Origin of the sequence: Mesorhizobium muleiense (genome assembly GCF_900099905.1) — a bacterium.
Lineage (GTDB): Bacteria > Pseudomonadota > Alphaproteobacteria > Rhizobiales > Rhizobiaceae > Mesorhizobium > Mesorhizobium muleiense.
Genome location: NZ_FNEE01000017.1, coordinates 97,022 through 108,984, shown reverse-complemented (window position 1 = coordinate 108,984; position 11,963 = coordinate 97,022). Strand labels below are relative to the sequence as shown.

The following is an 11,963-nucleotide window of genomic DNA, read 5'->3' as shown; positions in this document are numbered from 1 at the left end:
ATAGGGGGTTCGAGTCCACGTTGTGGGCAAGCAGGAAAAAATAGAATAGAATCAAATATTTAACCGTATGCTTTGGTGGGCCCGGAGGAACCTGTTCAAATTATTGATTTCATTGTCCTTTTCGTTGGCACATATCGAGGAACCTTCCCGTGTCATTCCGTATGGTTCCGCAGCAGGCAAGCGCCACATGTTGCCCGTGTTATGCCATGGTCCTTCTCAGCAGTTCGCCTTCACGTGTTCTGCCTGAAGTTTGAATCGATGCAGAATATGATTTCGGAAGCTGCTCTGCATTTCCTCAAACGACCCGAACCCGAGACGCGATGCAAGTCGGGACACGGTCGCGGGTGATACATGGCAGCGGCGCGCGATTGCGGCGGCATTTTCGAAAGCCACGTAATCCGGCTCCGCAAATATCACCCGGGCGACAGCCTCCGACTTCGCCGGAAGTGTCAGTTCCCTTTTGGCAATCAGCGCTTTGAGCTCGTCAAGCGATGGCGCTCGTCGGTTGTCAACTGGCACGCGCTGTCGACCGCATGTCCGTGAGGGATAAGATGAGCCCACAGACATAGTTCTCAGCCTTTAACTATCTTCATGAAGATATCGAACTCGGCATCCACAATCGGAACCGTGTGCTCGTAACCGGGATATCTGCCTGAATCGACGTCTGCCTTGTAATCCTTAAAAGCAGCGACGCGCTCGTCCTGAATCTTCTCCAGCTCAGGGCCAAGGTTTCGATAAACTTTTCCGTGTCGCGGCTTATGGTTCTTGCCGTAACCGCAAACATCTTCTGTGAAGAGGTACTGCGCATCGGCATATTTGCCAGCGCCCATGCCTACCATGACAAGCGAGGAGTTTTCGGTGAGGAATTTCGCGACGCGATCTGGGACGACTTCCAGCTCCGCGCCGAAGACTCCTATTTGCTCCAGCTTTTGGGTGTGTCGCCAAATGCGCACTGCTTCGTCGGCGGTCTTGCCGACTGCGCGCCAACCCGTCCAGGTGATATAAGACGGCACCAGGCCGATATGGCCAACGACAGGAATGTAGTTGTCGCATAACGTCTTCTGGACTTCGTATGACGCCGCACAATAAAAGGCGTCGCCGCCTATGCCGGCAAAGTGGAACGCTGCACGCAGATAGTCCTCCGCTGTTGCGAGCGGGCGGCCCGCGAAACTCCCATAGCTGCCATATGGCAAACCGACTTGTACGAAACAATCGCCGGCTGCCTGGCGCATTTCCGGATCGAAATATCGACCTTCGATGGAGAGCATATGGATGCCGGCGGCGGCTGCGGCAGCCGCCTCATCCGGGGTGCTGACGAAGAGCATGGAGATTTTCTGTCCGCTCTTCTTCATCTTGCGGATGTCTTCGACATGAGGACGGTTGTGATACATGCCCATAATCAGCCTCCGCGGGGGATCAGGCAGTCTTGTAGGTCAAACGGCGCTTTGGCGATGAATGGCCAATTCATTTCGGCGCGCCAAGTAATCGGGCGGTCGCGCCAGAGCATCTCGGCGCAGGCTGCAAGCTGGAACGGCTGGTCCATATGGCTCAGGTCTCGATCATGATGCGGCCATTTTCGACCTTCGTCTTGTACGTCTTGAGATTCTGGCAAGCTGGCGGGGTCTCTACGTCCCCAGTCGTGAAGTCGAAGACGGATGCGTGTTTAGGACACTCCACTGTATTCCCCATCACGAGACCGTCAGCGAGGTGAATACTCTCGTGCGTGCAAAGCCCGTCGGTGCAGAAATATTCGTCCGCATCATTTCGAAAGATCGCAAAGGTGCGACCGCCATGATCGAAGCGCTTGGCTTCCTCGGCTTCGATGTCGTCGGCGGCACAGGCGTCGATCCAAGGCATGGAACCTTCCTTCAGATGGCTTGCGGTTTGTAGTCGGCGGGGGCGGACGGCATGACCCCCTGCAGTAGCGCCAGGGACTTTTCGAGTCCTTCCAGGGAGTTCAGGAGCACGTCCTCATGCTCGATGGAAAGCCAGCCGTCATAGCCGGCCATCTTGAGGCGATAGCAGAATTGCCGCCACCACTCCTCGCCATGGCCGAAGCCAAGCGTGATGTAGCTCCATGACCGGGCCGGAAGATCCGTCAGGCTGCCATTCTCGAGCAGAGATGTCGTCGCCTGCACTGGTGCGTTGAGCATCGTGTCCTTGGCATGAACGTGATAAACCGCCTCGCCCAACGATTGGGCCGCTGCCAGCGGGTCGGCACCCATCCAGAACAGATGCGAAGGGTCCAGATTCGCCCCCACGACCGGTCCGACCACCTGTCGCAACTTCAGCAGCGAGGGCACGTTGAAGACACACTGGTTGCCGTGGAGTTCAAGCGCGATGCGCTCCACGCCGTTCTCTTCAGCCAACGTCACGATCTCGGTCCAGAAGGGAATCAGCTTCTCTTCCCACTGGTATTTCAAAATGGCCTGTGTTTCCGGAGGCCACGACGAGACGACCCAGTTAGGCATGGTATCTGCAGCGTTGCCGGCCGGGAGGCCGCTCATGGTGCAGACCGTCCGGATGCCCATTTCGCCCGCGACGCGAATAGTGGTTTTCAGCCCTTCGCCCTGGGCCGGGTCGGTCGGGTGTAGCGGATTGCCGTTTGCGTTGAGGCTGATGATTTCTAGCCCGCGCTCCTCGAACGCGCCAACGAAGCGCTTCTGGCCTTCCCTGTTGCCCAGCATGGACGAAAGCCGAAAATGCGGCGCGGTGGACCAACCACAGGTGTTTACCTCGACGCCGGAGACACCCATGCGCTTCGCATAATCCAGCATCGTTTCGAAGGGCAGATTGCCGAGGCTGTCTGAAACGAAACCCAGCTTCACTTGTAAAACTCCGGCTTTGCGATCATTTGGACGGGTACGCGGCGGCCCTCGTGCAACGCCTTCACGCCCGCCTCGGCAACGACGGCGGCGCAATAACCGTCCCAGCAATTCGCAGCGGTTGCCGGGAACTCACCAGTCATGGCGAAGCGTAGGAAGTCGCGGTTCTGCCGACGGTAGGCATCGGCATAGCGGGTCCGCCAGTCGGCGTCGTAGCTCGTGCTCTGTGCAAGCGCAGAATCGATGCGAGTGTAGGCGACGTTGTTCATCGCAACGGTCCCCCGCTCGCCGATCAGCTCGGCGCGGACATCGTAACCATAGGCGGCATTGTTGTTGATCTCGATGTTGACGAGCTGGCCATCGACCGTCTCCAGCACCATGAAGACAGGCGCGACTCGGGCATCTGAGCGTTTCGGCTGGAAGGCCGAGATCGACGCATATTCCGTCGAGACCACATAGCGCACGACATCGAACTCGTGTGGAGCCGAATTGGTGATAGCCATAGCGCCGGTGAAATCTGCAGCCGGCGTTTCGACATTGCGGTGAAAATTGTGCATCATCAGGGGCCGGCCAAGGCGGCCGTCTGCTAGCGCCCGTTTCATCTCCTGGTAGGAGCGATCGTAACGCCGCATGAAGCCAAGCTGGACGAATTTCGCGCCCGCCTTCTGTTCGGCCTCCATCACCGCGATACAGTCAGCGGACGCTTGCGAGAGGGGTTTTTCGCACAAGACACGCTTGCCGGCGGCAATGCAGGCCTTCGACAGCGGCGCATGCGTGGCGTCAGGGCTCGCCACGATGATTGCGTCCACGTCCTTCCGCGCAACAACGCCTTCTGGATCGGTGGAGATGTCGAGCGCACCAAAGGTGTCGGGCACGCGCCTCATCCATGTCGCACACCAGCTGAAGGCTTGCTCCGGGAAGGTCTTCCGCCACTATCCTGGCGTGGTCGGCGCCCATCACACCGGCACCGATCACCGCAATGCGTATTGTCATATTTCTTCTGCTTTGTTCGACGTGAAGTGGCTAGTGGCGCCAAGGGTCATCAGGGCCGGTCGACGGCAGAGGTTTCCCGAGGAAAACGATCGAGCCGCCCGCCGATCCAGCTCGAAAGACGGCGCATTGTCATTGTGATCATGCATGCAATTCATGCTCGATTTCCGCCTCGAGGTCAGCCATGGTTTCACCGCCGGCCATCAGGTCGGTGATCTCCTCGCGGGTCTTCTCGCGCTTCCGGAAATCGGCGGCGATCGCACCGCGAATGAGGACGGCGAAATGGTCTCCCACCGCCATCGCGTGCATCACCTGGTGGGTGATGAAGACGACCGCGAGACCGCGCCGCTTGGCTTCATTGACGATGCGCAGCACGTGCCCTGCCTGCTTGACGCCGAGCGCTGCCGTCGGCTCATCGAGGATCAGAACACGAGCGCCGAAATGCACGGCGCGGGCAATGGCCAAAGACTGGCGTTCCCCGCCTGACAGGCCACCGACCAGCCGGTCGCCGTCGTCGATACGGGTGATGCCGAAATCCCGCACCGCTTTCACCGCGATCTCGTTGGCGCGCTTGCGGTCGTAGATCTTGAACGGACCCCAACCCTTTGTCGGCTCCAACCCAACGAAGAAGGAGCGGCCAATGCTCATTAAGGGGAACGTTCCGCCGAACTGGTGCACGGTGGCAATGCCCCGCTCCTGCGCAGCGCTCGGACGGTCGAAGCTGACCGTCTTTCCGTCCATCAGGATCTCGCCGCTGGTCGGCTTGTGGACGCCTGCCAACACCTTGATGAGAGTGGACTTCCCGGCGCCGTTGTCGCCGAGGAGACACAAGACCTCACCCCGGCGAATTTGCAGCGAGATGTTATGCAACACGTCGATCGGGCCGAAAGACTTGTTGACATTTTTCAGTTCGAGAATGGCCGGTTTTTCGCTCATGATTGTCGCATCTTTCGTTCTTCCAAGCAGTCGCTGATCGCAACTGCAGCCGCATCGCTCAGTGCTGTATGGGTGCCCTCGGCACGCTTTGTTTTGAACCTCGCCAATAAGACAGAGCCAGTTCCCGGAATGCCTGATTCATCAGAACCGCCGTCAAAAGCATCACGCCGATGATCAGGTTCGACCAGTTCCGGTCGATCTGGGTGAAGTAGATGCCCTGGCTGACAATGGCGAACGTGATGGTACCGACGAAGATGCCGATGACCGAGCCGAACCCTCCCGTGAGCAGCACGCCGCCGACCACCACGGACACGATCGCGTTGAAGATGAAGTTCATTCCGCCGGAAACCTGGGCCGAGTTGAACAGGATCGCCTGACACATGCCAACGAATGTGGCGCTAACGGCGGACAGCACGAACAGTGCGATGGTCATGCGGTTTGTCGGAATGCCTGCATTGCGGGCGCTGACGCGATCGCCGCCCATTGCAAACAGCCAATTGCCATAGCGGGTCTTGTGCAGCACGAAGCCAATGATGACAGCGAACACTACCCACCAGACGATGATGACCTGGTGGCTTCCACCGATAAGCTGTCCGAACAGGAATTTGGCCCATTCGGGAGCGGTGACGGCAACGCTGGCGTTGCCAGTTAACAACACGGACCCACTGAGCACCAAGCCCTGCATCGCAACCAGGGTGGCGAGCGTGATGATCAACGAAGGCACCGAGGTGCGGATCGTCAGCAAACCATTGACGAGGCCGACCGCCACGCCGACCGCCAGGGCGCCGGCCATGCCCACCGCGATGGGCAGGTCATAGTAGCCGCTAAGGATGGCGGTGGTCATAGAGCCCGCGGGGATCAATGCGCCGATGGAGATGTCGAGTTCACCCGAGATCATCAGCAGACCGACCGGAATGGCGACAATGCCGAGATTGGCGGCGAAATTCACCCAGCTCGCCGCGCCAAGGAGTGTGCCCAGGTCCACGCCACCGAAAAACACGAAGAACAGCACCACCCCGATCAGGCTGAGGATCGAGCCGGCTTCCGGGCGGCGCAACAAGGATTTGATTGCCTCAGTCATGGCGGTCCCTCAAGCCTTCTTCGATGAGTAGCTGAGCGCCAGCTGCCGAAAGGTGTCGTTGGTGAGCACGGCGATCAGGAGAAGCGCGCCGATGATGACGCTTCCCATGTTGGGATCGATACTCGTGAAGTAGATGCCCTGGTTTACGATGGAGAAGGTGATCGTGCCGAACACGATACCTACGACCGAGCCAAATCCGCCGGTAAGCAGAACGCCCCCGATGACCACGCACATGATCGAATTGAAGATGAAGGACTGCCCAGCCAGAACCTGAGCGCTCTGGTAGACCATCAGCTGGCTGACTCCGACGAACGCGGCGGAAAACCCCGAAAGCATGAATAGGCCGATGGTAAGCCGCTTGGTGGGGATGCCCGCGTTGCGCGCGCTCTCCTTGTCGCCCCCGAGTGCATAGATCCAGTTGCCCACGGGCGAGATGTGGAGGAGCCAAAGAAGGGCGGCGATGTAGACGAGCCACCAGAGAATCGTCACTTGGAACATGCCCCCGAGATGTTGGCCGAGAAGCGTCTTCGTGAGGTCGTCGGGCACCAGCGAGACACCGGTGCTGCCGGCGATCATCACCGTAAGGCCCAGCGTCAGGCCCATTGTGCCGAACATCGTTCCTATTGTGATTATCAGGGACGGGATCGTGGTTCGCGTGACGAACACGCCGTTGATCAAGCCGATGGCGAGACCGAGCCCAAGGGCGGCCGTGATGCCGAGCCAATCAGGCAGGCCATAGTAGCCGGATACGATCACGGCCGTTAGAGAGGCCGCGGGAATCACGGCGCCGACCGAGATGTCCAGTTCACCAGCGATCATCAGCAGCCCTATCGGCAGAGCGATGATGCCGATCTCGGAGGCGATGCTCAGCCAACTGGCCGTACCGGCCGCTGACAAAAAACCACTGCCTCCGAATATGGCGAAGAACAGAAAGACTGCGGCCATGCCCAGGAACGAGCCCGTCTCGGGCCGCCGCGCCAGACGACCCAGGGCCAGTCCAGAACGGCCGCGGTTTGCCATCGGCGTTGGGGTGGATGTCACGGGATGTGCCGTCATGGGTAATCCGCGAGTTATCGAGCGCCAAGATGGCGGTCGCTATGGAAGTAGAATGAACTGGCCGCCCGCCTCACAAGGCGGGCGGCCGTAAGGACACCTAGCGCGCGCCGGCCTTCACGCCGGCAATGGTCAGCTCGACAGTGTTCTTGTCGATGATACCAGGACCGGTGAGGATCTCGCGCGTCGGCACGGTCAGCCCGTAGTTTATCTTGCCATTCAAGATCGAGACGGCGAGGTAGCCTTGCCAGTAGCCCTGCTGGTCGATCGCGCAGGCCTGTTTCCCATCTCTGATGTTATTCAGGATGGTCTCGTCAAAGTTGATGCCGCACAGCTGAACCTGCCCGGCCTTGCCGGCCTGGGTGAGGCCGTTCATGGCCGAATTGGCGTCGACATTGCCGATGGTGAACACAGCGGTTACGTCTTGATGCTGCAGCAGATAGGCCTTCACCGCCTGTGCTACTGCTGTTGCCGAGCCGAATGAGGTGGCTGGCAACGGCAACACATCGGCCTCGCCGCCGCCATTCTTCATCCCCTCCTTGAAGCCACCACAGTAGGCCTCGATATTGGCCGCACCCGGCAGTGTGTTGATGCAGACGCCTTTCTTGTTGCCGGCCTTGGCGAGATACTCGCCGCCGGCGACGCCGCCCTTGTAGTCGTCCGAGCCGACATAGTTCATGGCGCCGAGGCGATCTGCCGCCTGCAAACCGCCGGCATTGTAGATGACAAGCGGGATGCCAGCGTCAACAACCGCCTTGAACGCCGGATCCATGGCTTCCGGCACCCAGTCCGGACCGACAATGGCGTCGGCCTTCTGGTCGATGGCCTGGCGGATCAGCTCGGCGGCATCCACGCCTAGATTGTCGTAGTTCTGCGGCCCGAGCCAGGTGACCTTACCCCCTTGAGCTTCGACGACCTTACCGGCGTCTTCGGCACCGCGCTTGACGATCGACCAGAATGGATCGTCCGGCTTGCCGCCGATAACGAAGATGTCGGCGGCAAGCGTCATGCCGGTGCTGAATGCGGTAAGCACCGTTGCCGACACCAACGTCTTGAAGAGTTTCATGGTCTTCCTCCCAGGTTGACCCGCCCCGCGGGTTTGAAAAAACATGGCGATCCGCTCACCCTCCTCCGGGCACACAAAGCGAAACAGCGACTGTTGATTACTCTGCCGGCATGTCAGAGGCCCTGCCGTCGGGGGCTTCCTGCTTGGCGCGGAGCTTTTCTTTCTTCTTGCGAAAGCGCGCCTTCATAGCCTCGTCGGCCTCCTTGCTTCCGTCGTGCCAAGTGCCGAAAAGCATATCGAGAGGGACCAGACCATCACCGCCGTAGTTCACCTCGAAATACTTGTGGTGCAGGTAGTGGACGTAGGAATGGCTATCGAGCTTGACCTTGTCGGTGAGTTCGAAGGTCTCAAACCCAAGATGGCCATTCACCGCTCCGAAGCCGGCCCCATGCAGCGTGAAGTACGCGCAGACCGGGTTGGATGGGATCAGCAGGTGCAGCCAGGCTTCGGCATGGTAGAGGAACCCTTCCACCGGATGCATGGACAGCGACGACCACGGACTGGGGTTGATCGAATTGTGGTGAACCGAGTGCACCCATTTGTAGAGCGGCGGCCAATGGATGGCGCGGTGCAGGAAGAAGAAATAGATCTCATGCAAGGCCGGTGCGATGATGACGAGGAACGATAGGTAAAGCCAATTCGTCGTCCAGGGCAGCCAGACCGCCCAGCTGTTGGCGTAGGCCCACAGCATCACGATTTCGACCAGGCTCCACAGCGGTATGGTGATGAAAAACGAGCGGGTGAAATTGTCGATGTTCTGGCTCTGAAACCAGAAGACGTCGGATGGCGCGTCAGATGGAAATTTTGGATTATACTTGAAGCGGTTCTCTTGCTTGCGCTGGATGTAATAGCGCACCTCAAAGAACCCGTAGAAGAGAAAAATGCCCACTGCGTTCAGGCCGAAAAGCCAAAGGTAGTTGAGCAGAGAAAAGGTTGCCAGGCTCTCCCAGCTCGGAATGAGCAAGTTGACCCAGATGATTGCCGTGGCCATGTGGAACGCATTCCAAGGCCAAAGAAACTCGGGAATCCAGGCCAGTACCTTCTTGGCATTGAACGGGCGATGCCAGATCGGCACCGGCTCGGCGCGGCGGTGCGGGACCCAGTTTCCGCGTTTGTCGCGCGTTCCATACTGAAGGTCATCCATCTGAACAGCGCCTCCTGGCCGACCAATTCCGGTCTGCCTTCACCCGATTGGCCTCAACGGAGACGATTCATATCGGAGGCTTGATATTGTCGGAACGCAAAAATAGTATTGAGGTCGCATTTGTATCATAATGTCTCACTCATGATGATACAGAAGAGGGACGGTTCTATGAGGCGACCGACAATTCGCGACCTCGCTCAAGCCGCTGGCGTATCAGTGGCGACTGTGAACAGAATCCTCAGCGGCACTGTCTCCGTTCGCCCAAAAACCGTGCAACGAGTACAAAGCGCAGCCGAAGAAATCGGGTTCTATGGGATCGGAGCGATCGACGACCGGGCCAAGAAACTATCGCCCCATCACCGATTTGGTTTCCTGCTGCAGCAATCGACCCGTGAACTCTACCAACTGTTCGGAAAGAAAATAATCGCAGCCTGTCGCGCTCGTCGCGACGAGGTGGTCGAGGCTGTCGTCGAGTTTGTCGATCTGCTGACGCCGGAGACTTTCTCTAGCCGCCTCATCGCGCTTGGCGACTCTTGCGACGCAGTCGCGGTGGTTGCCGCAGATCACCCAATCATAGGTCAGGCCATCCGTTCACTGAAGGAAATGGGGAAGCCCGTTGTTGCTTATATTACTGACCAATCCGCGCCGGAACGGGCAGCGTACGTGGGCACGGACAACTGGAAGCTGGGACGCACAGCGGCATTCTTGGTTGCGCAAACCACCCAAGGTCCAGGGCGCATTGCGGTTTTCATAGGCAATCACCGGTATCAATGCCAAGACGTTTCGGACGCCAGCTTCCGTTCGTATTTGCGTGAACACGCTCCGCGGCTCGCAGTGGAAGAAAGTCGCCCTACTCGTGAGGAATCGAGTGAAGCTTATCGTATGGTAGCCGAACTCCTGAAGACGACTGATGACCTTGTGGGAATTCTGATCGTCGGTGGTGGAATAACCGGGGTGCTCCGTGCGCTGCGAGAGGTTCCTGCCGAAAGGCGGGCGGGAATCAAGCTGGTTTGCCGTGACATTGGACCCGAGACGAGAAAAGGCCTGTCCGAGGGATTAATCACAGCAGCGCTTTGTCATCCACTCGAGGCGACCTCCGCCCTCCTTGTGCAGACGATGATTGACGTGATTGGGCCGCAAGCACCGGTCGCGACCCTCCAGCGGTCTATACCTTTTGAAATAGTCACGCCGGAAAACATCTGACTCATTTATCTCGACGATGCCTCAGAGGGATTCTAGTCGGAACACCCGCGCGCCGATGTCATAGGCCATCGCCAGCGCGCGGCGCCACCGCCGCCCAGGTGCCGATCCCGATGCGCGGTACCGAGCGGCCATCCCAAAGCTCCATCATCTGCATGCCCCGCCTCCTCAACGACGCAGGCTGGCGTGGCGGGCATGCTCGCGGATCTCTTCGCGAGAAATGCCAGCATCCGCCAGTGTGCTGTCTGGGGCCTGCCTCAAGCTCGCAAGCGTCTGGCGATAGGCAAGCCAGCGGGCGAAACGGTGTCGAAGCTTATCGAACATGATCGTCTCCTTTGGCGCGCAGAAAGCCCGCGCGCCCGGGTTGGTCGAAAACGCAAAGCATCTGCGCGAAGCGCATGCGCGTTTCGCAAGGATTCGCTGGCTCCTTGGCCAGCCGAGGCGCTTGTCACTGTCGCTCCAGGCAGGATTGTCCGACGCCTTCAATGCCTGCATGCTTGCGCGTGATGCCCGCTTCGCGCTACAGCCAAGGTCGCAAGGAGTTTTTCATTTCTGCAAAATGGATATCGACTGGGACGATCTGAGGCTGTTTCTCGACGTTGCGCGGCTGGGTGGCTTGAGCGCAGCGACGGGAACCACGCGCCTCAGCGCAGCCACCCTTGGACGACGCGTCACCGCGCTCGAAAAGCAGATCGGCGAACCGCTGTTCGTGCGCCAGCAGACAGGCTACCGGCTGACCCCGATCGGTGAAGAACTGCTGCGGCGCGCCGAAGACGTCGAGGCAGCAATGCAGTCGCTGACCCGCTGGCGCGAGGGAAACCTGCCCGACCGCATTGTCCGCGTCTCGGCCGGGCCATGGACCTCAGCCTTCGTTTCCGCCCATATCGGCGAGATCTGGACGGTCGATGACGGCATAAGGGTGGAGCTCGTCACCACCACCGACCGAGTCGACATCGGCCGCCGTGCCGCCGACATCGGCATCCGCGGCGAGCGACCGACCGAGCAGTGGCTGGCCGGCCGTCAGAGCGGCAAGGTCGCCCACGCCATTTATTCCGGACGCCGCATGATCAACGGCATCGCCGCCGGGTTGTTCGTCGGCGTCACCGGCGAAGCGGCAAACATTGCCTCGGCGCGCTGGCTGCAAGCCCATCACGGTGACCGCATCGCCGTGCGCGGCAACAACACCCATTCGGTGCGCGAACTGGTGGCCGCCGGCGCTGGCCTTTCGATCTTTCCGTGCTTCGTCGGTGACAGCGATCCGCGGCTGGTTCGCGTCGCTCAGCCTATCCCCGAACTCGAAACCGACCAATGGATCGTCACCCACCACGAGGAACGTCACGCGCCGCCGGTGCGAAAAGTCGCCGACCGGATTACCGCCTTGATGCGGGCGCACCAGCCGCTGTTTCGCGGCGAGACGTCGATCCGGTAAGCCTCAGGCGTCGATCGGCCGCCAGCTGAGCCGCATGCTGGCACTCATGCCGGACTCCTGCGCCGTCAGGCCCAGGCCGTAATACTTCAACAGGGACTCGAACTCGCCATGCCGCTGCGTCCAGCCGCTATTCGCGGCACCGACCATCGAGCCCAGCGGACGCTTTGTTCCATGGCTGACCACCGTCAAAAAGAGCGCTGTTAACCAAATTTTCTAACCCGCCAATGCTTATTCGCGCG

14 protein-coding genes and 2 pseudogenes are annotated in these 11,963 nt (G+C 59.6%); 2 read left to right on the top strand and 14 right to left on the bottom strand.

Annotated elements, in window-relative coordinates:
• Positions 1-216: 216 nt before the first annotated feature.
• From BLT09_RS24425 to BLT09_RS24375, 12 genes and pseudogenes are all read right to left on the bottom strand, one after another.
• On the bottom strand, positions 217-567 hold the full coding sequence (locus BLT09_RS24425) for a MurR/RpiR family transcriptional regulator (RefSeq protein WP_091597764.1): 351 nt from the start codon (positions 565-567) through the stop codon (positions 217-219).
• 5 nt (positions 568-572) lie between these two features.
• Positions 573-1,397, bottom strand: coding sequence for a 3-methyl-2-oxobutanoate hydroxymethyltransferase (locus tag BLT09_RS24420; protein WP_091597761.1), 825 nt, complete (start codon positions 1,395-1,397; stop codon positions 573-575).
• 59 nt (positions 1,398-1,456) lie between these two features.
• Positions 1,457-1,543: pseudogene (locus BLT09_RS35865) on the bottom strand (hydroxypyruvate isomerase); the annotation flags it as partial.
• Positions 1,544-1,548: 5 nt separating this feature from the next.
• Positions 1,549-1,857, bottom strand: a complete 309-nt coding sequence (locus BLT09_RS24410) for a MocE family 2Fe-2S type ferredoxin (RefSeq protein ID WP_091597756.1) — start codon at positions 1,855-1,857, stop codon at positions 1,549-1,551.
• An 11-nt stretch (positions 1,858-1,868) separates the two neighbouring features.
• Complete coding sequence (locus BLT09_RS24405) at positions 1,869-2,828, bottom strand: sugar phosphate isomerase/epimerase family protein (RefSeq protein ID WP_091597753.1); 960 nt, start codon at positions 2,826-2,828, stop codon at positions 1,869-1,871.
• Positions 2,825-3,382 carry a Gfo/Idh/MocA family oxidoreductase gene (locus tag BLT09_RS35705; protein ID WP_329608816.1) on the bottom strand — a complete coding sequence of 186 codons (558 nt, stop codon included), beginning with the start codon at positions 3,380-3,382 and terminating at the stop codon, positions 2,825-2,827. Before BLT09_RS35705 ends, BLT09_RS24405 begins: the two co-directional genes overlap by 4 nt.
• Before the next feature lie 144 nt (positions 3,383-3,526).
• A pseudogene (locus BLT09_RS35700) lies at positions 3,527-3,782 on the bottom strand (Gfo/Idh/MocA family protein); the annotation flags it as partial.
• A gap of 174 nt (positions 3,783-3,956) precedes the next feature.
• Positions 3,957-4,751, bottom strand: a complete 795-nt coding sequence (locus BLT09_RS24395) for an ATP-binding cassette domain-containing protein (RefSeq protein ID WP_091597750.1) — start codon at positions 4,749-4,751, stop codon at positions 3,957-3,959.
• Positions 4,752-4,809: 58 nt separating this feature from the next.
• Complete coding sequence (locus BLT09_RS24390; protein ID WP_091597747.1) at positions 4,810-5,832, bottom strand: ABC transporter permease; 1,023 nt, start codon at positions 5,830-5,832, stop codon at positions 4,810-4,812.
• A gap of 9 nt (positions 5,833-5,841) precedes the next feature.
• The gene (locus BLT09_RS24385) at positions 5,842-6,852 is read right to left on the bottom strand and encodes an ABC transporter permease (RefSeq protein ID WP_167366530.1); all 1,011 of its coding nucleotides are present in this window, start codon (positions 6,850-6,852) and stop codon (positions 5,842-5,844) included.
• A 133-nt stretch (positions 6,853-6,985) separates the two neighbouring features.
• Positions 6,986-7,894, bottom strand: coding sequence for a sugar ABC transporter substrate-binding protein (locus BLT09_RS24380; protein WP_091597831.1), 909 nt, complete (start codon positions 7,892-7,894; stop codon positions 6,986-6,988).
• 154 nt (positions 7,895-8,048) lie between these two features.
• Positions 8,049-9,095 carry a sterol desaturase family protein gene (locus BLT09_RS24375; protein ID WP_091597741.1) on the bottom strand — a complete coding sequence of 349 codons (1,047 nt, stop codon included), beginning with the start codon at positions 9,093-9,095 and terminating at the stop codon, positions 8,049-8,051.
• Positions 9,096-9,263: 168 nt separating this feature from the next.
• Between BLT09_RS24375 and BLT09_RS24370 the strand changes: the two genes are divergently transcribed.
• Entirely contained in the window at positions 9,264-10,298 is a 1,035-nt protein-coding gene (locus tag BLT09_RS24370) for a LacI family DNA-binding transcriptional regulator (RefSeq protein WP_091597828.1), read from the top strand.
• A 165-nt stretch (positions 10,299-10,463) separates the two neighbouring features.
• On the opposite strand, the gene BLT09_RS33870 is transcribed toward BLT09_RS24370, so the two are convergent.
• On the bottom strand, positions 10,464-10,619 hold the full coding sequence (locus BLT09_RS33870; protein WP_084833633.1) for a YjiS-like domain-containing protein: 156 nt from the start codon (positions 10,617-10,619) through the stop codon (positions 10,464-10,466).
• Positions 10,620-10,854: 235 nt separating this feature from the next.
• Here BLT09_RS33870 and BLT09_RS24360 point away from each other — a divergent pair, with 235 nt between their 5' ends.
• Positions 10,855-11,724: a LysR family transcriptional regulator gene (locus BLT09_RS24360; protein ID WP_167366526.1), complete on the top strand. Its 870-nt coding sequence runs from the start codon at positions 10,855-10,857 to the stop codon at positions 11,722-11,724.
• Positions 11,725-11,727: 3 nt separating this feature from the next.
• Here the strand turns inward: BLT09_RS24360 and BLT09_RS24355 are convergent, their stop codons facing one another.
• Positions 11,728-11,913: a hypothetical protein gene (locus tag BLT09_RS24355; RefSeq protein ID WP_091597735.1), complete on the bottom strand. Its 186-nt coding sequence runs from the start codon at positions 11,911-11,913 to the stop codon at positions 11,728-11,730.
• Positions 11,914-11,963 lie beyond the last annotated feature (50 nt).

What these genes read in the sequence shown, in the direction of transcription:
- BLT09_RS24375 (WP_091597741.1), bottom strand. Translation starts at nt 9,095, where the DNA reads ATGGATGACCTTCAGTATGGAACGCGCGACAAACGCGGAAACTGGGTC.
- BLT09_RS24420 (WP_091597761.1), bottom strand. Translation starts at nt 1,397, where the DNA reads ATGGGCATGTATCACAACCGTCCTCATGTCGAAGACATCCGCAAGATG.
- BLT09_RS24380 (WP_091597831.1), bottom strand. Translation starts at nt 7,894, where the DNA reads ATGACGCTTGCCGCCGACATCTTCGTTATCGGCGGCAAGCCGGACGAT.
- BLT09_RS24385 (WP_167366530.1), bottom strand. Translation starts at nt 6,852, where the DNA reads ATGGCAAACCGCGGCCGTTCTGGACTGGCCCTGGGTCGTCTGGCGCGG.
- BLT09_RS24390 (WP_091597747.1), bottom strand. Translation starts at nt 5,832, where the DNA reads ATGACTGAGGCAATCAAATCCTTGTTGCGCCGCCCGGAAGCCGGCTCG.
- BLT09_RS33870 (WP_084833633.1), bottom strand. Translation starts at nt 10,619, where the DNA reads ATGTTCGATAAGCTTCGACACCGTTTCGCCCGCTGGCTTGCCTATCGC.
- BLT09_RS24370 (WP_091597828.1), top strand. Translation starts at nt 9,264, where the DNA reads ATGAGGCGACCGACAATTCGCGACCTCGCTCAAGCCGCTGGCGTATCA.
- BLT09_RS35705 (WP_329608816.1), bottom strand. Translation starts at nt 3,382, where the DNA reads ATGCACAATTTTCACCGCAATGTCGAAACGCCGGCTGCAGATTTCACC.
- BLT09_RS24425 (WP_091597764.1), bottom strand. Translation starts at nt 567, where the DNA reads ATGTCTGTGGGCTCATCTTATCCCTCACGGACATGCGGTCGACAGCGC.
- BLT09_RS24395 (WP_091597750.1), bottom strand. Translation starts at nt 4,751, where the DNA reads ATGAGCGAAAAACCGGCCATTCTCGAACTGAAAAATGTCAACAAGTCT.
- BLT09_RS24410 (WP_091597756.1), bottom strand. Translation starts at nt 1,857, where the DNA reads ATGCCTTGGATCGACGCCTGTGCCGCCGACGACATCGAAGCCGAGGAA.
- BLT09_RS24360 (WP_167366526.1), top strand. Translation starts at nt 10,855, where the DNA reads ATGGATATCGACTGGGACGATCTGAGGCTGTTTCTCGACGTTGCGCGG.